The following is a 24,684-nucleotide window of genomic DNA, read 5'->3' on the forward strand; positions in this document are numbered from 1 at the left end:
CACGGAGGAACCCATGGAACGGCAACCGACCGAACCGGTCGTCTCGCTGCGCGGCGGCACCGCCTCGCTCGGCTCGCGCCCCGTGCTGCGCGGCGTCGATCTGACCGTGCGGCGCGGCGAGGTGGTGGCCCTCCTCGGCGCCAACGGCTCCGGCAAGTCCACGGCCGTACGGGCCGTCGTGGGGCAGGTCCCGCTCTCCGCCGGCGAGCTGGAGCTCTTCGGCACCCCGCACCGCTCCTTCAAGGAGTGGGCGCGGATCGGGTACGTACCGCAGCGCACCACCGCCGCCAGCGGGGTGCCCGCGACCGTACGGGAGGTCGTCTCGGCCGGCCGGCTGGCCCGTACGAAACTGGGCTGGCCGCGCCGGGCCGACCGGGAGGCCGTCGTACGCGCCCTGGAGCTGGTCGGCATGGCCGACCGGATCAAGGACCCGGTGGCGGCGCTCTCCGGCGGCCAGCACCAGCGGGTGCTGATAGCCCGGGCGCTGGCCGCCGAGCCCGAGCTGCTGATCATGGACGAGCCGATGGCCGGCGTCGACCTCGCCAACCAGGCCGTCCTCGCGGACGCCGTGCGCGAACAGGTCGCCGCCGGCACCACCGTCCTGCTCGTGCTGCACGAACTCGGCCCGCTGGAGCCGCTGATCGACCGCGCCGTCGTCCTGCGCGACGGCTGCGTCGTCCACGACGGCCCGCCGCCCGAGGCCGTCGGCCAGCACGCGCTCCCCGGCCACGACCACGTACACCCGCACGCCGGCCCGGCGGCCGAACCGATTCGGACAGGGTTGCTGACCTGATGGACATCCTCGACCTCGCCTTCATGCAGCGCGCGCTGCTCGCCGCCCTCCTGGTCGGCGTCACCGCCCCCGCCATCGGCATCTACCTCGTCCAGCGCCGCCAGGCGCTGATGGGCGACGGCATCGGCCACGTCGCCCTGACCGGCGTCGGCCTCGGCTTCCTCCTCAACACCAGCCCGGTGTGGATGGCCACCGCCGTCTCCGTGGCGGGCGCGGTCGCGATGGAGCTGATCCGCTGGTTCGGCCGGACCCGCGGCGACCTGGCGCTCTCGATGCTCTTCTACGGCGGCATGGCGGGCGGCGTGATGCTGATGAGCCTCTCCGCCAACGGCTCCAACGCCAACCTCATGACGTATCTCTTCGGCTCGATCGTCACGGTCTCGCCGTCCGACATCACCACGATGTGCGTGCTGGCCGCCTTCGTCGTCGTGGTCACCCTCGGGCTGCGCCGCCAGTTGTTCGCGGTCTGCCAGGACGAGGAGTTCGCCCGCGTCACCGGGCTGCCGGTGCGGCTGCTGAACCTGCTGATCGCCGTCACCGCCGCGGTCACCGTGACCGTCGCGATGCGCGCCGTCGGCCTGCTGCTGGTCTCCGCCCTGATGGTGATACCGGTCGCCGCCGCCCAGCAGATCGCGCGCAGCTTCGCGACCACCTTCGCGCTGGCCGCCGCCCTCGGCGTCCTGGTCTCCCTCGCCGGCACCACGACCTCGTACTACGCGGACGTACCGGCCGGCGCGACCATCGTGCTCATGGCGATCGTGCTGTTCGTCGTGTTCACCGCGCTCGCCGCGCCGCTGGCGAGGAGGCGGGCGAGAAGCACCACGGCGGCGGCCGAGGAACGGTGCACGCTGGAGGTGCCGGAGGCCCGGGCGCCGGCGGACGACGTACGGGTCGTCTAGGACGTACGAGTCGTCCGGCCCGTACGCCGTCGGCGGGTCGCGTACGAGTCCAGCGGACCCGGTCCGTACGCGCCGCCGACGGACCGCGTACGGGGCGGGCCCGCACCCCGCCCATTACGGCCAGGGGGAGCGCTCCCGCCCCGGAACCCTGGCCAGCGCCCTGGGGATATCCCCCGGGGCGCTGCCGCACCTGGCACAATTGGCCGGGTCACACGTGACGACGGGCATGCAAGCGAGCAGGAGGAGGCACTGTGGTGACCGCTGGTCCACCGGTACGCGGCCGATCCACCAGGCAGCGAGCCGCCGTCGCGGCGGCGCTCGATCAGGTGGACGAGTTCCGCAGCGCGCAAGAACTCCACGACATGCTCAAGCACCGCGGCGACTCCGTGGGCCTGACCACGGTCTACCGCACCCTCCAGTCCCTCGCCGACGCCGGCGAGGTCGACGTGCTCCGCACCAGCGAGGGCGAGGCCGTCTACCGCCGCTGCTCCAGCGGCCACCACCACCATCTGGTGTGCCGGGTCTGCGGCAAGGCGGTCGAGGTCGAGGGCCCCGCCGTCGAGAAGTGGGCGGACTCCATCGCCGCCGAGCACGGCTTCGTGGACGTCGCCCACACCATCGAGATCTTCGGCACCTGCGACGACTGCTCGAAGCAGTAGCCGCAGGGCCGTTCGTCCGCCTCCCGGCGCCGGGGTCAGCCCGCCGAGCCCGGCTTTGCCGCGTCGTCGGCGCCGTCGGCCGCCACGGCCTCCGCGGCGCCGAACCGGCGGTCGCGCTGCGCGTATTCGAGGCAGGCGCGCCACAGGTCGCGGCGGTCGAAGTCGGGCCACAGGACGTCCTGGAAGACCATCTCCGCGTACGCGCTCTGCCAGATCAGATAGTTCGAGGTGCGCTGCTCCCCGGAGGGGCGCACGAAGAGGTCCACGTCCGGCATGTCCGGGTAGTACATGTACTTGGCGAAGGTCTTCTCATTGACCTTCGACGGGTCGAGCCGCCCCGCCTTGACGTCCGCGGCCATCGCCGCCGCCGCGTCCGCGATCTCCGCCCGGCCGCCGTAGTTCACGCAGAAGTACATGGTCATGGCGTCGTTGTGCTTGGTCTGCTCCTGCGCGACCTGGAGCTCCTGGACGACGGACTTCCACAGCTTGGGCATCCGCCCGGTCCAGCGCACCCGGATGCCCATCTCGTCCATCTCGTCGCGGCGGCGGCGGATGACATCGCGGTTGAAGTTCATCAGGAAGCGCACCTCCTCGGGCGAGCGCTTCCAGTTCTCGGTGGAGAAGGCGTAGAGGGAAAGGTTCTTGACACCCAGCTCCAGGCAGCCCTTGAGCACGTCGAGGACGACGCCCTCGCCGACCTTGTGGCCCTCGGTGCGCGGCAGCCCGCGCTCCTTGGCCCAGCGGCCGTTGCCGTCCATGACGATCGCCACGTGGTTCGGCACCAGCTCGCCGGGGATCTTCGGCGGCCGGGCCCCGGAGGGGTGCGGTTCCGGCGTGAGGTATTCGCGTCGGGAACGGCCCAGAATCCCGCGTCGTGCCATGCGTGCCACTTCTCCTAGGTTCGGTAGCTGGTGCTGCTACTTCTCGACGTACCGGAGCGAACGCAGCCCCCGCTCCAGATGCCAGTGCAGATACGCCGCCACCAGACCGCTGCCCTCCCTGGCATGCCGCGCCTCGCAGGCGTCGGCCGTCCCCCAGTCCCCCGTCAGCAGCGCGCCGAGCAGCGCGATCGACTCAGAGGAGGGTACGACGCTTCCGGGCACCCGGCACTCACCGCAGATCACACCTCCCGCGGCGACGGAGAAGAACCGGTTCGGCCCGGGCATTCCGCACTTCGCGCACGCCTCGAAGCTGGGCGCGTAGCCGTTGACGGCCAGCGACCGCAGCAGGAACGCGTCGAGGATCAGATGCGGCTCGTGCTCCCCCGCCGCCAGGGTGCGCAGCCCCCCGACGAGCAGCAGATACTGCTGCACCGCCGGCTCGCCCTCATGATCGGTGAACCGCTCGGCGGTCTCCAGCATGGCGGTGCCGGCGGTGTAGCGCGCGTAGTCGGTGACGATCGGCCCACCGTACGGAGCGATCGTCTCGCTCTGCGTGCACAGCGGCAGCCCGCGCCCCAGCAGCTCCGCCCCTCGCGCGAAGAACTGCACGTCGACGTGGGAGAACGGCTCCAGCCGCGCCCCGAACTTCGACTTCGTCCGCCGCACCCCCCGCGCCACGGCCCGCACCCGCCCGTGCCCGCGCGTCAGCAGCGTGATGATCCGGTCCGCTTCCCCGAGCTTCTGGGTGCGCAGCACGATGCCGTCGTCGCGGAACAGACTCATGCCGCTCATTGTCCCGCATGTGGGTGTCCGCTGTGCGCGGGCCCGGGCCGAGCCCCGCGGCGCCCGCGTCAGATCGCCGAGCGGCCGCCGTCGGCGGGGATGATCGCGCCCGTCATGTAGCCGGCTCGGTCGCTCGCCACGAAGGCGACGACCTCCGCGACCTCGCTCGGGTCCGCCGCGCGGGCCATCGGGACCGTGTTGCCGAAGCCGCCGAGGTCGTCGCCCAGTGCGGCCGTCGCCTTCGCGGAGCGCATGGGGCCGGGCGATACGGCGTTGACGCGGACCTTCGAGGGGGCGAGCTCCGCTGCCCAGGCGCGGGTCAGGGACTCAAGGGCCGCCTTCGTGGCGCCGTAGACGGCCATGTCGGGCATGCCGATTCCGGCGGCCGTCGACGAGATGTTGACGATGCTGCCGCCGCCGTTGGCGGCCATGCGCGGGGCCAGGGCCGTGGTGAGGACGAACGGGGCGCGGACGTTGACGGCGAACGCCTCGTCGTAGGCGGGGAGTTCACGTGTGGCGCCCAGCAGGAGCGCCGCGTTGTTGATCAGGATGTCCACGTCGCCGGCCGCCTCGGCCAAGCGTTGCACCTCCTCGCTGTCGATCAGGTCGGCGCGCAGGAAGCGGGTGTGGCCGCCGAGGTCCGCCACGGCCTCGGCGCCGCGCGCCTCGTCCCGGCCGGTGATGGTTACGGCGGCGCCCCCGGCGGCCAGGGCCCGCGCCACCGCGTGGCCCAGGCCGCCGATCGCCCCGGCGCCCGTGACCAGGGCCGTCTTCCCCTTGAACATCATCGGTTCGTCGCCGCCGCCGCGTTGCGGATCCAGCTACGGAACTCGATCGACAGGTGCTGGCAGTGGCCCTCGATCATCGAGTCCGGGGCGGCGGACGGGTAGATGACGCGGACCACGACATCGGCGCCGGTCTCCGTGTCGCGCGCCTGGTGCAGGCAGTACGCGAAGGGGGTGCCGTCGTCCAGGCTGAGCAGGGCGTTCATCAGGGTGACGGGGTAGGACGCGTCGAGGTATTCGGCGACCAGGGGCGGCAGTTCGCGGGCGACCGACACCTTGAAGCGGGTGAGGTGGCCGCCGATGGTCTCGACCATGCCGCCGGTGTACGTCGGGGGCTCGACGTAGTGCTCGGGGTGGGCGTTGAGGAGCAGCGACTTGTCCTGGAAGCGGCCGGTGGCGGCCTGCGCCTGGAACCAGGTGGCCAGGCCGGTGCCGCTGAGGCCGCGCACGGTGAACTCGGTGCGGGACTCGCGGTACGTGCCGGCGGACGCCTCGATCAGTTCCTTCTGGAACCGGTCGCCGGCAGCTATCTGGTCGGCGAGGAGGTCCATCATGACCTGGCCGCCGGCCAGGGACTTCAGGTTCTTCAGGGCGCGCCGCGCGGCCGCCAGCTCCCACTGGTCGACCGTGGTCTCGTCGTACGTACGGCCCATGGTGTGGACATCGACCGTCACAGGGGCAGTGCTCATGGTGTTTCCTTCCGCGCCGCTGCACGCGTTCGCTACTGCACGCGTCACCGCTGGCGCTTTTGCTCGCGCTCTTGCTCGCGACTCTCGCGAAAACGGCATAAAGGTGGCCTATCGCCACAAACGCCGCTGGCTTCACCATCACTGTAAGATGCCAGCATGCATCTTACAAGCCCCGATGATCCCGCCCCCCGACGCCGCAGACACGGCGAGGAACTGAGAACGGCCCTGCTCGACGCCGCCTGGGAGGAGCTGATGGAGCGCGGCTACGCCGCGTTCACCCTCGCGGCCGTCGCCCAGCGCGCCGGCACCAGCCGGCCGGTCGTGAACCGCCACTGGGCCGCCAAGGACACGCTCGTACGCGACGCGATCACGCGCGCCAGCGAGAAGTTCACGCTCACCGACCCGGACACCGGGTCCCTGCGCGACGACACCGTGGCGCTGCTGGAACAGCTCAACGGCGCGTTCACGATGTTCGCCGCGGCCATGACCGCGCAGCTCGCCGCCTTCTTCGAGGAGACCGGCACGACCCCGGCCGAGCTGCGGACATCACTGATCGACGAGCGGTGGTCGCTGATCGAGTCCGTGACGCGCCGCGCCGTCGAGCGCGGCGAGATCGACGGGGCCAGGCTGACCCCGCGCATCACACGGCTCCCCTACGACCTGCTCCGCCACGACGTGCTGATGAATCTGCGGCCCATGCCGACCCCGGACATCGAGGAGGTCGTCGACACCCTCTTCATGCCCCTGGTCACGTGAGCACGCACGGTCAGGACGGGGTACGGGCCGCCGTCAGCAGGCGGTCCGTGTCCTCGGGGCGCAGCAGCAGCGCCCGGCCCACCGTGGCCAGCACCTCCCGCTCCGCCGGCCGGTACGGGCCGTCGGCCAGGGCGATCCGCGCGCCCTGGAGCAGGATCGACTCGCGGCCGGCCGGCGCCAGGTGCGGGGCGAGCGGTTCCAGGGCCTCGTGCAGCTCGATGGCCAGCGCGGTGCCGCAGGGGTCGAAGCCGTCGCGGCCGTCGGTGTACGTGCCGGGGAGCCGGCCCGTATCGGCGGCGAGCGCCTCGATCAGGGTGAGCAACTGCTCCTCGTTGCAGTCGGCGTACCCGGCGGCCCGCACCGTGCCGACCGCGGCCTGGCGGACGCCGCGCGCCTCGGTGCCGCCCGCGGCGAGCACGGCCAGCGCGACGGTGTGCACGGCGTCGCGCAGCATCGCCGAGAAGCGGGTGGTGGTGGGGTGGTCGAGGGCGTCCAGCGAGGAGCGGGAGTGGCAGTCGGTGCATTCGACGACCGGGCCGACGGGGCCGCGCGGCAGCAGCGGGACGCCGAAGGCGAAGAGGCGGCGGCGTCCGGTGCGGCGGTGGTAGTTGCGGTCGCCGCCGCAGTCGGCGCAGAAGAACTCGCCGTCGCCGACGGTGCGCCATACGGTGCGTACGCCGACAAGGCAACGGTTCCGCTCGTGTCGGTCTTGCGTGTGCATCACGCCGCACCTCCATAACGCCACGGCACCGTCGCCGCGTTGACGTGATGTTAGCCACATCGATGATGCCGCGTCAGCACCTCGTACGCACCCGGAGGACGGCAGCGGACCGAACGCGCCGCCCCGCACCCCGGCGGGCGGGGTGCGGGGCGGCGGGCGGTCGCCGGACGCGTCCGGCGAAGGGCAGGTCAGCGGCGGTAGGCCCGGTTGACCGCGGAGACGACGGCCTTCAGGGAGGCGCGGGTGGTGTTGGGGTCGATGCCCATGCCCCACAGCACCTGGCCGCCGATGGCGCACTCGATGTACGAGGCGGCCTGGGCGCTGGCCCCCTCGCTCATCGTGTGCTCCTGGTAGTCCAGCAGCCGCGCGTCGACGCCGGCGCCGGCCAGCGCGTCGAAGAACGCGGAGATCGGGCCATTGCCGGTGCCGGTCAGGACCGTGTCCACGCCGTCGACCACGGCCTCCACCGTCAGCGCGTCGGTGCCCTCGCTGGTCGTGGAGGTCTGGGCGGAGCGCAGCGTGATGCGGCCCCAGGGGTTGTTGTCGGGGGTCGGCAGGTACTCGTCCTGGAAGGCGGACCAGATCGCGGCCGGGGTGACCTCGCCGCCCTCGGCGTCGGTCTTGCTCTGGATGATGCGGGAGAACTCGATCTGCATCCGGCGCGGCAGGTCCAGCTTGTGGTCGTTCTTCAGGACGTAGGCGATGCCGCCCTTGCCGGACTGCGAGTTGACGCGGATGACGGCCTCGTACGAGCGGCCGACGTCCTTCGGGTCGATGGGCAGGTACGGGACCTCCCACTCCAGCTCGTCGACGCTCTTGCCCCGCTCCGCGGCCTGGGCCTCCATGGCCTCGAAGCCCTTCTTGATGGCGTCCTGATGGGAGCCGGAGAAGGCGGTGTAGACGAGGTCGCCCGCGTACGGGTGGCGCGGGTGGATCTCCATCTGGTTGCAGTACTCGGCGGTGCGGCGGACCTCGTCGATCTGCGAGAAGTCGATCTGCGGGTCCACGCCCTGGGAGAAGAGGTTCATGCCCAGGGTGACCAGGTCCACGTTGCCGGTCCGCTCGCCCTGCCCGAACAGGCAGCCCTCGATGCGGTCCGCCCCCGCCATGATCGCCAGCTCGGCGGCGGCGACCGCGGTACCGCGGTCGTTGTGCGGGTGTACGGACAGGCATACGTGCTCGCGGCGGGTCAGGTTGCGCGACATCCACTCGAAGCGGTCGGCGTGCGTGGAGGGCGTGGAGCGCTCCACCGTCGCCGGCAGGTTCAGGATGATCTCGCGGCCGTCCTCGGGCTGCCAGACGTCCATGACGCCCTCGCAGACCTCCAGCGCGAAGTCCAGCTCGGTGTCGGTGAAGATCTCGGGGCTGTACTGGTAGCCGAAGACCGTCTCATCGCCCAGGATCTTCTCGGCGTACTCCACGACCAGCCGGGTGCCGTCCACGGCGATCTGCTTGACCTGCTCACGGGAGCCCCGGAAGACGACCCGGCGGAAGGTGGGGGCGGTGGCGTTGTACAGGTGGACGGTGGCCCGGTGCGCGCCCTGGAGCGACTGCACGGTCCGCTCGATCAGCTCCTCGCGCGCCTGCGTCAGCACGGAGATGGTGACGTCCTCCGGGATCGCCCCCTCCTCGATGATCGAGCGGACGAAATCGAAGTCGGTGGCGCCCGAGGAGGGGAAGCCGACCTCGATCTCCTTGTAGCCCATCCGCACCAGCAGGTCGAACATCTCCCGCTTGCGGGCCGGGGACATCGGGTCGATCAGCGCCTGGTTGCCGTCCCGCAGGTCCGTGGAGAGCCAGCGCGGCGCGGCCGTGACGCGGTTGTCGGGCCAGGTGCGGTCGGGGATCTCGACGGCCTCGTACGGGGCGTAGCGGTGCACCGGCATGCCGGAGGGCCGCTGCTTGACCGTGGCAGCGGTGATCGGCGTGGGACGGCCGATGGCGTTGTCGGAAACAGACATCTGCGGAGGGCTCCTCGTGGGTCCACTGGGACGGCCGACGGGTGAATTCACCGCAACACCGAACTCCGCGGGGAGGGGGTCGGCCTACGACTACAGGCCCTCGCCGCGGCAGCTAAGGAGAAGCAGCCCGAAACGCATGATGCTCAGCACCCTAACCGAGCCGTCCGGGAACCGGCGGTCCCGTATCAGTATGCGGGACGAGACATCCGTCACCGGGCGCCGTACGCACGGCCGCGGCGCAGCACAGAGCGGTCCCGGTGCGGCGCGGAAGCCCGGCCCCGGCGCAGCACAGAGCGGTCCCGGTGCGGCGCGGAAGCCCGGCCCCGGCGCAGCACAGAGCGGCCCGCCGGCGGCGGACAAGAGGAGGCCAACCACTCGATTTCACTAATCATGACGCCAGGCAGTGACAAGGCGATGACCCAGTGCCACATTCCTCGCATGGAAGCCACAACCAACCCCGTCTTCTGCACCATCGTGCCGCCACATGTCCTCGACAAGCTCGCCCGAGGCGAGGACCCCACGCGGGCCGACCGGGCCGCGCGCACCATCGAGCACGACGCCCTCCAGCGCACCCGCCGCCGGATCACCACGGTCCGCGGCGCGGCGGCCCCGACGGGCACCCCCTCCGACAAGCCGCAGCGCACCATCTACGACGCCAAGAACCAGGAGACGCTGCCCGGCCGGAAGGTGCACTCCGAGAACGACAAGCCCTCCAAGGACGCGAGCGTCAACCGCGCCCACGCCGGCCTCGGCGCCACCTTCGACCTGTACCTCAAGGCGTACGGCCGGCGCTCCATCGACGACCACGGGCTGCCGCTGAACGCCACCGTCCACTACGGCGAGAAGTACGAGAACGCGTTCTGGGACGGCAGCCGGATGGTCTTCGGCGACGGCGACGGCGACCTGTTCCTGGACTTCACCATCCCCGTGGACGTCATCGGCCACGAGCTGACCCACGGCGTCACCCAGCACACCGCCAACCTGGAGTACTGGGGCCAGTCCGGGGCGCTCAACGAGTCCCTGTCGGACGTCTTCGGCTCGCTGATCAAGCAGCACGCGCTCGGGCACTCCGCCGACCAGGCCGACTGGCTGATCGGCGCGGGTCTGCTGGGCCCGGACGTCCAGGGCGAGGCGCTGCGCTCCATGAAGGCGCCGGGCACCGCGTACGACGACGACAAGCTCGGCAAGGACCCGCAGCCCGCGACGATGGACGACTACGTCAAGACCTCGCGCGACAACGGCGGCGTGCACATCAACTCCGGCATCCCCAACCACGCCTTCTACCTGCTGGCCACGGCGCTCGGCGGCAACGCCTGGGAGAAGGCGGGGAAGATCTGGTACGCCACGCTGACCGGCGGGGAGCTGTCCACCGAGGCCCAGTTCGCGGACTTCGCCCGGCTGACGGCCGCGAGCGCCCGCACCCTCTTCGGCGAGGGCGACGAGACGCAGGCCGTCCTCAAGGCGTGGTCCCAGGTCGGGGTCCCCACCTCGTAAGTGCGGACGATCCGGGACAGGATGGCCCCATGCGGATTGCCATCACCCGAACCGGCGGATTCGCCGGCATCGAGCGCCAGGCCGAGCTGGACACCACCGGCCGGCCCGACGCGGACCATCTCAAAGCCCTGGCCCACCAGGCCCTGAGCGGGTGCCCGAGCGGGCCCACGCGCGGCGTGCCGGACGGTTTCCACTACGAGATCACCGTCGACGGCCGCACGGCCCACTGCTCGGACCCGCATCTGACCGAGCACCAACGGGAGCTCATCCAAAGCGTGTTGCGGGAAGGCGCGTAGCGGCGCGTAAAGGAAGGCGCTTAGCGGGCGCCGCCCCGGAGCGGCCGGAAAGAAGAACCATCCTCACCTCTTGACACCTCCCCGCGTGCCCCCGACGATCGCGATCTCCGATCGGGCAGGGGGCAACACGGTGTCAGCATCGCCGGCTTCTTCTCCACGGCCGCTTCCGGACTTCCCACGGGACTTCCTGTGGGGCGTGTCCACCTCCGCACAGCAGATCGAGGGCGCGCCCCGCGAGGCCGGCCGTACACCGTCCACCTGGGACGTCTTCGCCGCCGAGGCCGGCCGGATCAAGGACGGCGGCGACCCCTCGGTCGCCTGCGACCACTACCACCGCTACCGCGAGGACGTCGCCCTGCTGGCGGGGCTCGGCGTCGGCGCGTACCGCTTCTCCCTCTCCTGGACCCGCGTGCACCCCGACGGCCGCGGCCCCGTCAACGAGCCCGGCCTCGACTTCTACGACCGGCTCGTCGACGAGCTGTGCGCGGCGGACGTACGGCCCGTGCCGACGCTCTTCCACTGGGACACGCCGCTGGCGCTGGAGGAGCGCGGCGGCTGGCTCGTACGGGACACCGCGCACCGCTTCGCCGCCTACGCGGACGCCGTCGCCGAACGGCTCGGGGACCGCGTCGACATGTGGATCACCATCAACGAGCCCGCCGAACTCACCCTGCTCGGCTACGGGCTGGGCGAACACGCCCCCGGCAAGCGCCTGCTGTTCGACGCGCTGCCCGCCGCCCACCACCAACTGCTCGGGCACGGCCTGGCCGTACAGGCGCTGCGGGCGCGCGGGGCCCACTCCATCGGGATCGCCAACTCGCACGGCCCCACCTGGGCCGCCTCCGACGCGGCGGCCGACCGGGCCGCCGCCGGCCTCTACGACCTGCTCCTGAACCGGCTGTTCGCCGAGCCGGTCCTGCTCGGCCGCTACCCCGACCAGGGCTTGGCCGACGCCATGCCCGGCCCGGTCGCGGAGGACCTGAAGATCATCGCGGAGCCGCTGGACTGGTACGGCGTCAACTACTACCAACCCACCCTCGTCGGCGCGCCCGGCCCCGCGGCGGACGGCGGCAGCGCCTACGCGGGCATCACGATCCCCGCCGAACTCCCCTTCTCCCTCAAGGAGATCGAGGGCCGCCCGCGCACCGCCTTCGGCTGGCCCGTCGTCCCCGAAGGGCTCACCGAGCTGCTCACCGCCTTCCGCGACCGCTACGGCGACCGGCTGCCGCCCGTCCACATCACCGAGAACGGCTGCTCGTACGACGGCATCGCCGACCAGGCCCGTATCGACTTCCTGGACGGCCACCTGCGCGCCCTGCACCGGGCGATGGAGGCGGGCGTCGACGTCCGGGGCTACTTCGTCTGGTCGCTGCTGGACAACTTCGAGTGGGCCGAGGGGTACGCGCAGCGCTTCGGCCTCGTCCACGTCGACTACGCCACCCTGGCCCGTACGCCCAAGGACTCGTACCACTGGCTGCGGGACGCCATACGGGCGAACTCGCGGGCACGCGGTTGACGGACGCACTCGCCGCGCCCACCCGCGACGTCGGCCGCGGCTGGACCGCCGCCCTCTCGCTCGCCAACGGCGCCGTCTGGGCGGGCTGGTTCGGGCCGATCCAGGTGCTGTTGGCCCTCCAGGCCGCCGAGGTCGCCCCCGGCCACAAGGCGGCGGCCCTCGCCTGGGTGACCGGCGCGGGCGCGGCCGTCTCCGTCGTCGCCAACCCGCTCTTCGGCGCGCTCTCCGACCGTACGGCCTCGCGGTACGGCCGCCGGACCCCCTGGATCGCCGCCGGAGCACTGGGCGGGGCCGCCGGGCTCGGCGTGCTCGCCGCCGCCGACACGCTCGCCGTCATGATCACGGGCTGGTGCCTGGTCCAGCTCGCCCTGAACGCCGCGTTCGCCGCGCTCACCGCCGCCGTCCCGGACCGGGTGCCGCGCCGGCAGCGCGGCACGGTCGGCGGCCGGCTCGGGGCCGCGCAGATCCTCGGCGTCCTGGCCGGCACGGGGCTGGCGACGGCCGCGGGCGGCGGCCCCGCCGGCTATCTGGCCTGCGCGGCCTGCGCCGTGCTCGGCGTCCTGCCGTATCTGCTGCTCCACCGCGACCTGGTGCTCCCCCGCGCGCTGCGCCCGCCCTTCGGGGCGCGGGCGTTCGCCGCCGGGTTCCTGATCAGCCCGCGCGCCCACCCGGACCTGGCGTGGGCGTGGCTGACCCGGTTCCTGATCAACCTCGGCAACTCGATCGCCCTGCTGTATCTCCTGTACTACCTGCGGGACGTCGTGCGCTACCCGGGCGACGCCGAGGACGGCGTGCTGATCCTCACCGCCGTCAACAGCGCGGCGCTGCTCGCCACCGTCGTGGCGGCGGGCGCCCACTCGGACCGTACGGGCCGCCGCAAGCCGTACGTGACCGGGGCCGGGGTCCTCATCGCCGGTTCCGCCGCGCTGCTGGCCTGCTGGCCGGCGTGGCCCGGCACGCTGACGGCGGCGGCCCTGCTGGGCGTCGGCTACGGGGTGTTCACGTCGGTCGACTTCGCGCTGATCACGGACGTACTGCCGGCCGCCGCGGACCGCGGCAGGGACCTCGGCGTGGTCAACATCGCCAACTCCCTCCCCCAGGTCCTCGCCCCCGCCCTCGCGGCCCCCGTCGTCACCCGCCTCGGCGGCTACCCGGTGCTGTATTCCCTGGCGGGCGCGCTGGTGCTGGCGGGCGCGGCGGGCGTGCACCGCATCCGCGGGGTGGTCTGAGGGCCCCAGGCCGGGCCCCCGCGTGAGCCGCCGGTGAGTTCCGGGGCTCAGAAGCCGAGCTTGCGCAGTTGCTTCGGGTCCCGCTGCCAGTCCTTGGCCACCTTCACGTGCAGATCGAGGAAGACCGGCGTGCCGAGCAGCGCCTCGATGTGCTTGCGCGAGCGCATGCCGACCTCCTTGAGGCGGGCGCCCTTGGGGCCGATGATGATGCCCTTCTGGCTGGGCCGCTCGATGTAGACGTTGGCGTGGATGTCGAGCAGCGGCTTGTTCTCGGGGCGGCCCTCGCGCGGCAGCATCTCCTCGACCACGACGGCGATGGAGTGCGGCAGCTCGTCCCGTACGCCCTCCAGCGCGGCCTCCCGGATCAGCTCGGCGACCATGACCTGCTCGGGCTCGTCGGTGAGGTCGCCCTCCGGGTAGAGCGGCGGGCTCTTCGGGAGCAGCGGCACGAGGAGGTCGGAGAGGAGCGACACCTGCTTGTCGCCCACCGCCGACACCGGGATGATCTCCGCCCACTCGATGCCCAGCTCCTGGCCGAGCCGGTCCACGGCGAGCAACTGCTCGGCGAGCGTCTTGGAGTCCACGAGGTCGGTCTTGGTGACGATCGCGACCTTCGGAGTCTTCTTGATCTTGGCCAGCTCGGCGGCGATGAACCGGTCGCCGGGGCCGAGCTTCTGGTCGGCGGGCAGACAGAACCCGATCACGTCGACCTCGGCCCATGTGGTCCGTACGACGTCGTTCAGCCGCTCGCCGAGGAGCGTGCGCGGTTTGTGCAGACCGGGGGTGTCGACGAGGACGAGCTGGGCGTCCGGCCGGTGCACGATGCCGCGCACGGTGTGCCGGGTGGTCTGCGGCCGGCTGGAGGTGATCGCGACCTTCGTCCCCACCAGTGCGTTGGTCAGGGTCGACTTGCCCGCGTTGGGACGGCCGACGAAGCACGCGAAGCCCGCGCGATGGGGGGCCTGGGTCGGGGATGAGGCGTTATCCATGGGGGATATTCTCCCCGATCGCCCGGCCCCCGCCGACCAGTACGCCTGCGGCGACCGTCCGTGATCCGGCGGCCCCGGCGCGTACGGGCCGGACCACGAGGCCCCGCGCCGCCGAGTGCGTACGGGCCGGCGGTGAGGCTCGGGGACAGCCGGGTACGCACGGGCCCGGCGGCCGAGACCTGTAGATCAGCCGAGCACGTACGGGCCGAGGGCGGGGCCCCGGGGCAACCGGGCGCGCACGAACCCGGTACGGAAACCCGCAGGTCAGCCGGGCCAGAGCGGGCCGACGACACCGGCCCCGGGGAGCCGACCGCGTACGGCCGGCGGTGCGGCGCCGGGTCAGTCGAGCGCGTACGGCCCACCGGCGGAGCGCTGGTCAGCCGAGGGCGTCCGCGCCCTCGGTGCGCGCCCTGCGGCGGGTGAGCCTGGCGGTGACGGAGGTGGCGGCCGTCATGGCCGTGGAGATCAGGACCAGGACGGCGGCGGCGAGGATGATCCAGTCGGTGTCGCGGCCGCGCGCCCATTCCGTGATCAGCCCCGCCCACAGGATCGCTCCGGCCACCGCGAGCCGCCACGGCAGCAGCGACTGGATCCGGGCGGCGATCCGCCCGGAGCCGCGCTCGGCGTCCACGTAGCGCACGCCCTCGGGGAGCAGGACGAACATCCAGGCCAGCGTCCACCAGGCGAAGCCGTCGCCGAGCACCAGGTCGACGATGACGCTCACGGTCAGGATCGTGCCGCAGACGATGAGGCCCCAGCCCGCCGCCAGTGCCCAGTTGCCGTTCGACCGCGCGCCCGCGGCGCTCATCCGGCGGGCACCGTCAGCCGCGGCGTGCCGTCCCGGCCCGCGAGCACGACCGGCGTTCCCGGGCCGCCGAGGTCCCGTACGGCCGCGCGGTCCGCGTCGGACACCGTGTCGGCGTCGGTGACCACGACCGCCGCCTCCAGCGACGCCGCGCCGCTGGCGACGGCCATCGCGACGGCGGTCCGCAGGGCGCTCAGCGCGAGCGAGTCGAGGGCCACGGTCCCGGCCACGTACGTACGGCCCGTCTCGTCGCGCACGGCCGCACCCTCGGGCACCGCGTTGCGGGCGCGGGCGGCGCGGGCCAGGGTGATGAGCTTCAGGTCCTCGGGGTCCAAGGGCGCGTTGTCCGTCATACGGCGAGCATAGTTGCGCACACCACGCGCCCCGTCCCCCGGTCGGGACGGCCTCCGGCCGGGGCCGCCCGCCCCGCTACGCAGGCTCTTCCTCGTCGGGCTCGCCCTGCTCACCGTCGCCTTCGTGCTCGCCACGCTCGCCTGGAACCCGGCGCTCTTCCTCGCCTCCCGCGCCCTCCACGGCTCCGGCTCCACCCCGGCGGGGCGGGCGGCCGCGGCCCCCGGCGCGTACCCAGGACGTACCCGGCGCGTACGCCTCACGTACGGATCAAGCGCCCGGCTGCGGCCGCCCCTGCTCCGTGATCTCGGCGTGGAGCGCGTGGACGGGCTGGACCAGGACCGTAACGATGCGGTTGCGGCGGCCCGCCGGGGACTCGGCCGTCAGGCGCAGGGCGCGCAGTTCCGGGTCGGTGGTGTCCTCGGTGAGGTCGACCTCCGCCGTGGCCCCGGCGATCGGGACCCGGCCCAGGGACTTGGCCAGCAGCCCGCCGACCGTCTCCACGTCCTCGTCGTCCAGCTCCAGGCCGTACAGCTCGCCGAGGTCGCCGATGTCGAGGCGGGCCGTGACCCGGTACGTGCCGTCGCCCAGGTCCTCGACCGGGGGCAGCTCGCGGTCGTACTCGTCGGTGATCTCGCCGACGATCTCCTCCAGGATGTCCTCGATGGTGACGATGCCCGCCGTGCCGCCGTACTCGTCGATGACGACGGCGCAGTGGTTGCGCTGGACCTGCATCTCGCGCAGCAGGTCGCCCGCGTTCTTGGTGTCGGGCACGAAGACCGCCGGGCGCATCGCCGTGGAGACCAGCTCCGACTCGGCGTCGCGGCTGATGTGCGTCTTACGGGCGAGGTCCTTGAGGTAGACGATGCCGACGATGTCGTCCTCGCTCTCGCCGGTCACCGGGATGCGCGAGAACCCCGAGCGCAGCGCCAGTGTCAGCGCCTGCCGGATGGTCTTGCCGCGCTCGATGACGACGAGGTCGGTGCGCGGCACCATGACCTCGCGCACCAGGGTGTCGCCGAGTTCGAAGACGGAGTGCACCATGCGGCGCTCCTCGTCCTCGATGAGGGATTCCTTCTCCGCCAGGTCGACCATCGCCCGCAGCTCGGCCTCGGAGGCGAAGGGGCCCTTGCGGAACCCCTTGCCGGGGGTGAGCGCGTTGCCGAGGAGGATGAGGAGCTGCGGGATGGGGCCCATGACGCGGGCGAGCGGCAGCAGGACGTACGCGGCGGCGGTCGCGGTGTTCACCGGGTGCTGGCGGCCGATGGTGCGCGGGGAGACGCCGACGGCGACGTACGAGACGAGGACCATGACGGCCATGGCCAGGACCAGCGCCTCCCAGGTGCGGTCGAATTCGCCCAGGAAGACGTAGGTGACCAGCACCCCGGAGGCCATCTCGCAGGCGACGCGCACCAGCAGCGCCACATTGAGATAGCGGGTGGGGTCGGCGGCGACGGCCATCAGCTTCGCGCTGCCGCGCCGCCCGGACCGTACGGCCTCCTCGGCGCGGAACCGCGTCGTACGGGCGAGGCCGGCCTCCGCGCAGGCGGCGAGCCAGGCGACGACGACCAGCAGGACCGCGACGGCCAGGAGCTGAGCGGTCACGTGAACGTGGGGGCCGGGGAGGGCCCTTCGAGGCCGCGCTCGGCGCGCCAGCCGTCGATGATCGCGGCCTGGAGACCGAACATCTCGGCCTTCTCCTCCGGCTCCTCGTGGTCGTAGCCGAGCAGGTGCAGGACGCCGTGGACGGTGAGGAGCTGCAGCTCCTCGTCCATGGTGTGGCCGGTCGGCGCCTCCTCGCCCTGCTGCTTGGCGACCTCGGGGCAGAGCACGATGTCGCCGAGGAGCCCCTGCGGCGGCTCGTCCTCGTCCTTGGCCGGCGGGCGCAGCTCGTCCATCGGGAAGGACATGACGTCGGTCGGGCCGGGCAGGTCCATCCACTGGATGTGCAACTGCTCCATGGCGTCGGCGTCGACGACGATGACCGAGAGCTCGGAGAGCGGGTGGATCCGCATCCGGGCCAGGGCGTAGCGGGCGATGTCCAGCACCGCCTGCTCGTCGATGTCCGTACCGGATTCGTTGTTGACGTCGATCGCCATGGTGCTCAGTTTTTACCTTCGTCGGGTGTCACAGGCCGTTTCGGCTGTCGTACTGCTCGTACGCGTCGACGATACGGCCCACCAGCTTGTGGCGGACCACGTCGGTGCTGGTGAGGCGCGAGAAGTGGACGTCCTCGACGCCCTCCAGGATCTCCTGGACCTGGCGCAGGCCGCTCTTCGTGCCGCCGGGCAGGTCGATCTGGGTGATATCGCCCGTGATCACGATCTTGGAGTCGAAGCCGAGCCGGGTGAGGAACATCTTCATCTGCTCGGCGCTGGTGTTCTGCGCCTCGTCCAGGATGATGAAAGCATCATTCAGGGTCCTACCGCGCATGTAGGCCAGCGGCGCGACCTCGATCGTGCCCGCCGCCATCAGGCGCGGGATCGAGTCCGGGTCGAGCATGTCGTGCAGCGCGTCGTAGAGCGGGCGCAGATACGGGTCGATCTTCTCGTAGAGCGTGCCGGGCAGGAAGCCGAGCCGCTCCCCCGCCTCGACGGCCGGCCGGGTCAGGATGATGCGGTTGACCTGCTTGGACTGGAGGGCCTGCACGGCCTTGGCCATGGCCAGGTAGGTCTTGCCGGTGCCCGCGGGGCCGATGCCGAAGACGATCGTGTGCTTGTCGATGGCGTCGACATAGCGCTTCTGGTTGAGCGTCTTGGGGCGGATCGTGCGGCCGCGACTGGAGAGGATGTTCTGGGTCAGGACCTCGGCCGGGGTCTCCGCCGCTCCCTCCCCGTCGGCGCTCTCCTGGAGCATGGCGATCGACCGTTCCACTGCGTCCTCCGTCATCGGCTGTCCGGTGCGGAGCACCAGCATCATCTCGTCGAAGACGCGCTGCACGAGGGCCACTTCCCTCGGGTCCCCGGTAGCGCTGACTTCATTGCCCCGTACATGAATGTCCGTGGACGGGAACGCCTTCTCGATCACACGCAGGAGCGAGTCCCCCGAGCCCAGGACCGTGACCATGGGGTGCTTGGCCGGAACGGTGAAGTGGGCGTGCGCCTGCGGTTGCGTAGGTGTCTGAGTCATGGGCCGGCTCTCTGGCCTGCTCATCCCTCTTTCTGTGCTCGACAGCCTTGGGATACCAAGGGTACGACGGTGCACTGACAAGGCCGAGGTGTTTTATGGGCCGGACGGCGGAGGCCGCCGCGGGACCAGTGCCCGACCCCCCTCACTGCCTGCGGAACCCGATCGTCGGCACCGCCCGTACCAGGGGCCACGGCCGGGCCGCCGCCGGCAGTATCCCGTCCAGGAAGGCGTAGCGGCGCAGCGCCGCCGGGTCCTGGTCGTCGTACGACTTCACGTGCTGCCACCACGCCGCGATCTCCACCCACCCGGGCGCGGACAGCGACCCGCCGAACTCCTGCACGGACAGCGCGGCCGTCAGCCCCGCGAAGGCGAGCCGGTCCGCGAGCGGCCAGTCGGCGAGCGTCCCGGTGACGAAGCCCGCGACAAACACGTCCCCCGCCCCGGTCGGATCCAGCGCCTCCACGGCGATCGCCGGCACCTCGGCGGTCTCGCCCGTACGGCCGTCCGCCGCGTACGCGCCCTCCGAGCCGAGCGTGACGACGGCCAGCGGCACCTTGTCGGCGAGCGCCCGGGCGGCGGCGCGCGGGCAGTCGGTGCGGGTGTAGCGCATGGCCTCCTCGGCGTTGGGGAGGAACGCCTCGCAGTGCTCCAGGTCGGCGAGGTCGTCCGGGTCCCAGCGGCCAGAGTCGTCCCAGCCCACGTCCGCGAAGATCCGGCTCCCGCGGCGGGCCGCGTGCCCCAGCCACTCCTCGCGCTTGCCGGGCTCCAGCAGGCTCACGCACGCGCGCGCGGGCGGCGGGCAGAGGGGCGCGGGCTCCTCGGGCGGCGGGGCCTCGTGGCCGTGGGAGACCATGGTCCGCTCGCCCTCGTACGCCATGGAGACGGTCACCGGCGAGTGCCAGCCCGGCACCGTACGCGACGGCGCCAGGTCGATGCCCTCGCCGCGGGAGAGCGCGTCCCAGCAGTACTCGCCGTACATGTCGTCGCCGAACGCGGCGGCCAGCGACGTCCGCAGGCCGAGCCGGGACAAGGCGGTCGCCATGTTGGCGACGCCGCCGGGGCTGGAGCCCATGCCGCGGGCCCAGGACTCGGTGCCGCGCACGGGGGCGGAGTCCAGGCCGGTGAAGATGATGTCGAGGAAGACGGTGCCGGTGAGATACACGTCGGTCGCGGGATCGCGGTCGGAGCGGACCTCCGCCAGCGGATCGAGGACCGGATGGCTCCCGGCCCGCGCCGCGGTCCCGTTCGGTTCGTGGGGCCGTGCGCCGTTCGCCGGCCGGTCTCCGTCGCCAAATGTCACGGTGCGCTCCCCGACGCTCAGTGCGTCTCGTCTGTCTTGTCCGTGGTCCCGACTGCTGTCTTGTCCGCTGTCCTACCCGCGCCCCGGCGGCGCTCCCTCCCGCCGCCGCGCGCGTGGTCCTGCCCGTGACCTCGCCTGGTCGCCGCGGTACGGGTTCGGACAGTGTGCCCGATGCTGCGGTACGTTCCGGGCATGAGGTTGACGATTCTGGGCGGTGGCGGTTTCCGCGTGCCGCTCGTACACCGGGCCTTGTTGGACGACGCGCGGCGCGACACGCCGGGGCGCTGCACCGAACTCGTGCTGTACGACACGGACTCCGAGCGGCTGCGGGTCATCGAGTCCGTCCTGGCGGCGCAGTCCGCGAACGTGCCGGGCGCCCCCGTCGTGCGCCTGGCCGACACGCTCGACGACGCGCTGCGCGGCACGGACTTCATCTTCTCGGCGATCAGGGTGGGCGGCACCGCGGGCCGGGTGCGGGACGAGCGGATCCCGCTCTCCGAGGGCGTGCTGGGCCAGGAGACCGTCGGCGCGGGCGGTGTGCTGTACGGGCTGCGGACCATACTGGTCGCCCTGGAGATCGCGGAACGGGCCGCGGCGGTGGCGCCCGACGCGTGGCTGATCAATTTCACCAACCCGGCGGGCATGGTCACCGAGGCCATGACGGCCGTCCTGGGCGAGCGGGTCATCGGCATCTGCGACTCGCCGGTCGGCCTGGTGCGGCGGGCGTCCCGCGCCCTCGGCGTCAACCCGAACGAGGTCGCCTACGACTACGTGGGCCTCAACCACCTCGGCTGGCTGCGGTCCCTGCGGTTCGAGGGCCGCGACCTGCTGCCGGACCTGCTCTCCGACGCCGCCACGCTGGGCTCGTTCGAGGAGGGCAAGCTCTTCGGCGCCGAATGGCTCCAGGCGCTCGGCGCGCTCCCCAACGAGTATCTGCACTACTACTACTTCCGGCGCGAGACGCTGCGTTCGGTGGCCGAATCGGTCAAGACGCGCGGCGAGTTCCTTGACGGGCAGCAGGGCGCGTTCTTCGCGGAGGCCGCGGACCGGCGGCCGGAGCAGGCGTACGAGCTGTGGGAACGGACCCGGCTGCAGCGCGAGGAAACGTATATGTCCGAGAGCCGGGCGGCGAGCGGGGGCTGGGAGCGCGACTCCTGCGACCTCGACGGCGGCGGTTACGACCAGGTGGCGCTGGCACTGATGCGGGCGATCTCGCGGAACGAGCACGCCCGTCTCATTCTCAATGTCCCCAACGGCACGACCGTTCCGCAGCTCGCGCCGGACGCCGTCATCGAGACGGTCTGCGAGGTCGACGCGGACGGGGCCCGCCCGCTGCCGTGCGCGCCGCTGCGGGAGGACCAGCTCGGGCTGATGCTCCAGCTCAAGGCGGTGGAACGGGCGTCGATCGAGGCTGCGGTCTACAAGGACCGGGACGCGGCGCTGCGGGCCCTGGCGCTGCATCCGCTGGTCGACTCACCGGCGGTGGCCGCCCGCATCCTGGAACGCGCGTCCACGACCTGAGCGGGGAAGGGCGGCCCGCGGCCCCTCCCCCGCCCCGTGGTCAGTGGCCCCGGGCCACCCACTCCGCCAGGTGCGGCGCCTCGGCGCCGATGGACGTCGACTCGCCGTGGCCCGTACGGACGACGGTCTGCGCGGGCAGCGTCAGCAGCCGCTCCCGGATCGACTCGACGATCGTCGGGAAGTCCGAGAAGGACCGGCCCGTGGCGCCCGGCCCGCCGCTGAACAGCGTGTCCCCGGTGAAGACGGCGGTCAGCTCCGGCGCGTACAGGCAGACCGCGCCGGGCGCGTGGCCGGGCGTGTGCAGCACGGTCAGCTCGACGCCCGCGACCGTCAGCCGCTGCCCGTCCGTGAGCCAGCCGTCCGGGGTGCGCTCCGGGTGGGTCTGGTTCCACAGCGGCAGGTCGTCGGCGTGCAGCAGGATCGGCGCGCCCGTACGGTCCGCGAGGGCGGGGGCGGCGTCGATGTGGTCGTTGTGCGCGTGGGTGCAGACGATCGCGCGGAGCGTACGGCCGCCGAGCGCGTCGGCGATGGCGTCGGCGTCGTGGGCCGCGTCGATGACGATCGCCTCGTGGTCGTCGCCGATGATCCACACGTTGTTGTCGACGTCCCAGGTGCCGCCGTCGAGCGAGAACGTGCCGGAGGTGACGAGGTGGTCGACGCGGGCGCGGGGGCCGGACTCGGACGTGGCCTCGGCGCGGTGCTCGGGGCGGTTCTCGCGAGGATTCCCGGGACGGTTCTCGGAACGGCCGGTGGCTTCGGCCGCCATCAGAAGACCACCACCGAACGCAGCACGTCGCCCTGGTGCATCCGCTCGAACGCCTTCTCCACGTCGTCGAGGCCGATCGTCTCCGTGACGAACGCGCCGAGGTCGAGCCGCCCCTGCTGGTGCAGGTCGACGAGCATCGGGAAGTCGCGGGACGGCAGGCAGTCGCCGTACCAGGAGGACTTGAGGGCGCCGCCGCGCCCGAAGACGTCGAGCAGCGGCAGTTCCAGCTTCATCTCGGGCGTCGGGACGCCCACCAGGACGACGGTGCCCGCGAGGTCGCGGGCGTAGAAGGCCTGCTCGTACGTCTCGGGGCGGCCGACCGCGTCGATGACGACGTCCGCGCCGAAGCCGCCGGTCAGCTCGCGGATCGCGGCGACGGGGTCGGTGGCGCGGGAGTTGACGGTGTGGGTGGCGCCCATCGACTTCGCGGTCGCCAGCTTCCGGTCGTCGATGTCGACGGCGATGATCCGGGCGGCCCCGGCGAGCCGGGCGCCCGCGATGGCGGCGTCGCCGACGCCGCCGCAGCCGATGACGGCGACCGAGTCGCCGCGGCCGACCGCGCCGGTGTTGATGGCGGCGCCGATGCCGGCCATGACGCCGCAGCCGAGCAGCCCGGCGACGGCCGGGGAGACGCTGGGGTCGACCTTGGTGCACTGTCCGGCGGCGATCAGGGTCTTCTCCGCGAACGCGCCGATGCCGAGCGCCGGGGACAGCTCCGTGCCGTCCTTGAGGGTCATCTTCTGCCGCGCGTTGTGGGTGTCGAAGCAGTACTGCGGGCGGCCCCGGCGGCAGGCGCGGCACTCGCCGCACACGGCGCGCCAGTTGAGGATGACGAAGTCGCCGGGGGCGAGGTCGCCGGCGCCCGCGCCCACGGACTCCACGACGCCGGCCGCCTCATGGCCGAGGAGGAAGGGGAACTCGTCGTTGATGCCGCCCTGCTTGTAGTGCAGGTCGGTGTGGCACACCCCGCAGGCCTGCACCCGCACCACGGCCTCGCCCGGACCCGGGTCCGGTACCACGATCGTCTCCACCCGGACCGGCTGGTCCTTTCCGGGTGCGATGACTCCGCGTACTTCCTGCGCCATGATCGGCCAGCCCTTCTCTTCGGAAACTGCCCATACCGTACGCGGGCGGGGCGAGCGCGCCCAGCCGCCCCGCACCGGCCGTACGAGCCCGGCGCGCCCTTCGGGCCCCGTCCGGGCTCTCCGCGCGTAGACAACCCTTGACGGGCCCTTATCCAGCCCTTAGTTTCACGCTGCACCTGTACGCACCCTCGTGTGCACCCTCAGCGCCTTCTGGAGACCCCGCGTGGCCCTCAACGCCTTCACTCGCTCATCTACGCGCGTCCGCGTCGCGGCCGTGGCCGTCGCCCTCGCCGCCGGCGGCGGCCTGTTCGCGGCGGGCTCCGCCTCCGCCGATCACTCCGTGCCCCGCTCGGACCAGGAGATCCCGAACCTCACGCAGGTCACGGACAAGATCAAGGCGTACTACGGGGACACGGTGACCGCCTCCGGCGAGCACTACGCCTCTCCCGACAGCAACTACGCCAAGCAGCTCGCGAGCATCGAGAAGAAGGCCGAGCGCCATCTGGACCACGCGGCGAAGAAGGCGGCGCACGAGAACGGGAACCACGGCGGCCAGCACGGCAAGCACGCCAAGCCCGCGATCGTGCTCGACCTCGACGACACCACGCTGCTGTCCTACAACTACGAGCTGGAGCAGGGCTTCCACTTCACGCCCGAGTCGCAGGACGCGTACCTCAAGAACAAGGACATGGCGCCCGTCTTCGGCATGCCGGAGCTGGTCAACCGGGCGCAGGCCAAGGGCATCACGGTGTTCTTCGTGACCGGCCGCGACGAGCACCAGCGCGAGTGGAGCGCCCGCAACCTCAAGAACGCCGGCTACCGGGCGGCGACGGACACCGCCCACCTCTACCTCCAGAACAAGAAGACGCCGCCGGCGTACCTGCCGTGCGGCTCGAAGTGCACCACCGTCGAGTACAAGGCGGGCACGCGCAAGCACATCGAGTCCCAGGGGTACAAGATCGTCGCCAACTTCGGCGACCAGTACAGCGACCTGTCCGGCGGCTACGCGGAAAAGTCCGTCAAGCTCCCGAACCCGATGTACTACCTGCCCTGACGCGCTGGGCGGCTGACCTCGCTGGGCGACCTGACCTCGCTGGACGGCCCTGACCCGCTGGTCGGCCTGACCTGCTGGTCGGCCTGACCCGCCGGGCCGCCTGACTGCTGGTCGGCCTGACCCGCTGAGCCGCCTGACCTGCTGGGCGGCCTGACCCGCAAGGCTGACCGACCTGCTAGGCGGCCCGCGCCGCTAGGCGGCCTGGCACCACTAGGTGGCCCG

Annotated in this window: 25 protein-coding genes; 10 read left to right on the forward strand and 15 right to left on the reverse strand. The window is 72.1% G+C overall.

The features are described from left to right. Nucleotides 1-13 precede the first annotated feature (13 nt). The 3 genes from IF55_RS06580 (at nt 14) to IF55_RS06590 (ending at nt 2,351) form a co-directional block, all read left to right on the forward strand. Nucleotides 14-793: a metal ABC transporter ATP-binding protein gene (locus IF55_RS06580; RefSeq protein ID WP_030876682.1), complete on the forward strand. Its 780-nt coding sequence runs from the start codon at nt 14-16 to the stop codon at nt 791-793. Beyond that, nucleotides 793-1,692 (forward strand): metal ABC transporter permease, encoded by a 900-nt coding sequence (locus IF55_RS06585; RefSeq protein ID WP_030876684.1) that lies wholly within the window; start codon nt 793-795, stop codon nt 1,690-1,692. Before IF55_RS06580 ends, IF55_RS06585 begins: the two co-directional genes overlap by 1 nt. Nucleotides 1,693-1,943: 251 nt before the next feature. Continuing rightward, on the forward strand, nt 1,944-2,351 hold the full coding sequence (locus tag IF55_RS06590; RefSeq protein ID WP_030876688.1) for a Fur family transcriptional regulator: 408 nt from the start codon (nt 1,944-1,946) through the stop codon (nt 2,349-2,351). A gap of 35 nt (nt 2,352-2,386) precedes the next feature. Here IF55_RS06590 and IF55_RS06595 read toward each other — a convergent pair whose 3' ends face one another. The 4 genes from IF55_RS06595 to IF55_RS06610 form a co-directional block, all read right to left on the reverse strand. Next, nucleotides 2,387-3,232: an isoprenyl transferase gene (locus IF55_RS06595; RefSeq protein ID WP_030876691.1), complete on the reverse strand. Its 846-nt coding sequence runs from the start codon at nt 3,230-3,232 to the stop codon at nt 2,387-2,389. A 36-nt stretch (nt 3,233-3,268) separates the two neighbouring features. Further along, entirely contained in the window at nt 3,269-4,015 is a 747-nt protein-coding gene (gene recO, locus IF55_RS06600; protein WP_030876695.1) for a DNA repair protein RecO, read from the reverse strand. 68 nt (nt 4,016-4,083) lie between these two features. Next, nucleotides 4,084-4,800 carry an SDR family NAD(P)-dependent oxidoreductase gene (locus IF55_RS06605; protein ID WP_342668275.1) on the reverse strand — a complete coding sequence of 239 codons (717 nt, stop codon included), beginning with the start codon at nt 4,798-4,800 and terminating at the stop codon, nt 4,084-4,086. After that, nucleotides 4,800-5,489, reverse strand: a complete 690-nt coding sequence (locus IF55_RS06610; protein ID WP_030876702.1) for a dsRNA-binding motif domain-containing protein — start codon at nt 5,487-5,489, stop codon at nt 4,800-4,802. The genes IF55_RS06605 and IF55_RS06610 overlap by 1 nt, the downstream gene beginning before the upstream one ends. Before the next feature lie 156 nt (nt 5,490-5,645). Here IF55_RS06610 and IF55_RS06615 point away from each other — a divergent pair, with 156 nt between their 5' ends. Beyond that, nucleotides 5,646-6,245 (forward strand): TetR/AcrR family transcriptional regulator, encoded by a 600-nt coding sequence (locus IF55_RS06615; protein WP_030876706.1) that lies wholly within the window; start codon nt 5,646-5,648, stop codon nt 6,243-6,245. A gap of 10 nt (nt 6,246-6,255) precedes the next feature. Here IF55_RS06615 and IF55_RS06620 read toward each other — a convergent pair whose 3' ends face one another. Both IF55_RS06620 and leuA read right to left on the reverse strand, forming a co-directional pair. Beyond that, a complete protein-coding gene (locus IF55_RS06620; RefSeq protein ID WP_030876708.1) occupies nt 6,256-6,966 on the reverse strand; it encodes a TerB family tellurite resistance protein in 711 nt (236 codons plus the stop codon). Between the two features lie 188 nt (nt 6,967-7,154). Further along, entirely contained in the window at nt 7,155-8,927 is a 1,773-nt protein-coding gene (leuA, locus tag IF55_RS06625; RefSeq protein WP_030876711.1) for a 2-isopropylmalate synthase, read from the reverse strand. A 438-nt stretch (nt 8,928-9,365) separates the two neighbouring features. Here leuA and IF55_RS06630 point away from each other — a divergent pair, with 438 nt between their 5' ends. The 4 genes from IF55_RS06630 to IF55_RS06645 all read left to right on the forward strand — a co-directional run bounded on the left by IF55_RS06630 (nt 9,366) and on the right by IF55_RS06645 (nt 13,462). Further along, nucleotides 9,366-10,421 (forward strand): M4 family metallopeptidase, encoded by a 1,056-nt coding sequence (locus tag IF55_RS06630; protein WP_030876713.1) that lies wholly within the window; start codon nt 9,366-9,368, stop codon nt 10,419-10,421. Nucleotides 10,422-10,450: 29 nt separating this feature from the next. Beyond that, nucleotides 10,451-10,717, forward strand: a complete 267-nt coding sequence (locus IF55_RS06635; protein WP_030876715.1) for a protealysin inhibitor emfourin — start codon at nt 10,451-10,453, stop codon at nt 10,715-10,717. A 187-nt stretch (nt 10,718-10,904) separates the two neighbouring features. Then, the gene (locus tag IF55_RS06640) at nt 10,905-12,233 is read left to right on the forward strand and encodes a GH1 family beta-glucosidase (RefSeq protein WP_106980336.1); all 1,329 of its coding nucleotides are present in this window, start codon (nt 10,905-10,907) and stop codon (nt 12,231-12,233) included. Next, the gene (locus IF55_RS06645; protein ID WP_030876720.1) at nt 12,230-13,462 is read left to right on the forward strand and encodes an MFS transporter; all 1,233 of its coding nucleotides are present in this window, start codon (nt 12,230-12,232) and stop codon (nt 13,460-13,462) included. Before IF55_RS06640 ends, IF55_RS06645 begins: the two co-directional genes overlap by 4 nt. A 47-nt stretch (nt 13,463-13,509) precedes the next feature. Here IF55_RS06645 and era read toward each other — a convergent pair whose 3' ends face one another. The 7 genes from era to IF55_RS06680 all read right to left on the reverse strand — a co-directional run bounded on the left by era (nt 13,510) and on the right by IF55_RS06680 (nt 19,937). Continuing rightward, a complete protein-coding gene (gene era / locus IF55_RS06650) occupies nt 13,510-14,451 on the reverse strand; it encodes a GTPase Era (RefSeq protein ID WP_030876724.1) in 942 nt (313 codons plus the stop codon). A 376-nt stretch (nt 14,452-14,827) separates the two neighbouring features. Further along, nucleotides 14,828-15,259, reverse strand: a complete 432-nt coding sequence (locus IF55_RS06655) for a hypothetical protein (RefSeq protein ID WP_030876728.1) — start codon at nt 15,257-15,259, stop codon at nt 14,828-14,830. Further along, nucleotides 15,256-15,609 (reverse strand): cytidine deaminase, encoded by a 354-nt coding sequence (locus tag IF55_RS06660; RefSeq protein WP_030876730.1) that lies wholly within the window; start codon nt 15,607-15,609, stop codon nt 15,256-15,258. The genes IF55_RS06655 and IF55_RS06660 overlap by 4 nt, the downstream gene beginning before the upstream one ends. 268 nt (nt 15,610-15,877) lie before the next feature. Beyond that, complete coding sequence (locus tag IF55_RS06665; RefSeq protein WP_048831608.1) at nt 15,878-17,212, reverse strand: hemolysin family protein; 1,335 nt, start codon at nt 17,210-17,212, stop codon at nt 15,878-15,880. Further along, on the reverse strand, nt 17,209-17,706 hold the full coding sequence (ybeY, locus tag IF55_RS06670) for an rRNA maturation RNase YbeY (protein ID WP_030876735.1): 498 nt from the start codon (nt 17,704-17,706) through the stop codon (nt 17,209-17,211). The genes IF55_RS06665 and ybeY overlap by 4 nt, the downstream gene beginning before the upstream one ends. Nucleotides 17,707-17,734: 28 nt before the next feature. Then, the gene (locus tag IF55_RS06675) at nt 17,735-18,736 is read right to left on the reverse strand and encodes a PhoH family protein (protein ID WP_030876738.1); all 1,002 of its coding nucleotides are present in this window, start codon (nt 18,734-18,736) and stop codon (nt 17,735-17,737) included. 142 nt (nt 18,737-18,878) lie between these two features. Continuing rightward, complete coding sequence (locus IF55_RS06680) at nt 18,879-19,937, reverse strand: carbohydrate kinase family protein (protein ID WP_030876740.1); 1,059 nt, start codon at nt 19,935-19,937, stop codon at nt 18,879-18,881. A 291-nt stretch (nt 19,938-20,228) separates the two neighbouring features. Here IF55_RS06680 and IF55_RS06685 point away from each other — a divergent pair, with 291 nt between their 5' ends. Next, nucleotides 20,229-21,557 carry a 6-phospho-beta-glucosidase gene (locus IF55_RS06685; protein ID WP_030876743.1) on the forward strand — a complete coding sequence of 443 codons (1,329 nt, stop codon included), beginning with the start codon at nt 20,229-20,231 and terminating at the stop codon, nt 21,555-21,557. A gap of 40 nt (nt 21,558-21,597) precedes the next feature. Here IF55_RS06685 and IF55_RS06690 read toward each other — a convergent pair whose 3' ends face one another. Continuing rightward, nucleotides 21,598-22,323 carry an MBL fold metallo-hydrolase gene (locus IF55_RS06690; protein WP_078643763.1) on the reverse strand — a complete coding sequence of 242 codons (726 nt, stop codon included), beginning with the start codon at nt 22,321-22,323 and terminating at the stop codon, nt 21,598-21,600. Next, nucleotides 22,323-23,408 carry an S-(hydroxymethyl)mycothiol dehydrogenase gene (locus IF55_RS06695; protein WP_030876749.1) on the reverse strand — a complete coding sequence of 362 codons (1,086 nt, stop codon included), beginning with the start codon at nt 23,406-23,408 and terminating at the stop codon, nt 22,323-22,325. Before IF55_RS06695 ends, IF55_RS06690 begins: the two co-directional genes overlap by 1 nt. Before the next feature lie 223 nt (nt 23,409-23,631). Here IF55_RS06695 and IF55_RS06700 point away from each other — a divergent pair, with 223 nt between their 5' ends. Further along, nucleotides 23,632-24,462: an HAD family acid phosphatase gene (locus IF55_RS06700; protein ID WP_030876751.1), complete on the forward strand. Its 831-nt coding sequence runs from the start codon at nt 23,632-23,634 to the stop codon at nt 24,460-24,462. The last annotated feature ends 222 nt before the right edge of the window (nt 24,463-24,684 follow it).

It is taken from the genome of Streptomyces varsoviensis, assembly GCF_000718635.1.
In the GTDB taxonomy this organism is placed as follows: domain Bacteria; phylum Actinomycetota; class Actinomycetes; order Streptomycetales; family Streptomycetaceae; genus Streptomyces; species Streptomyces varsoviensis.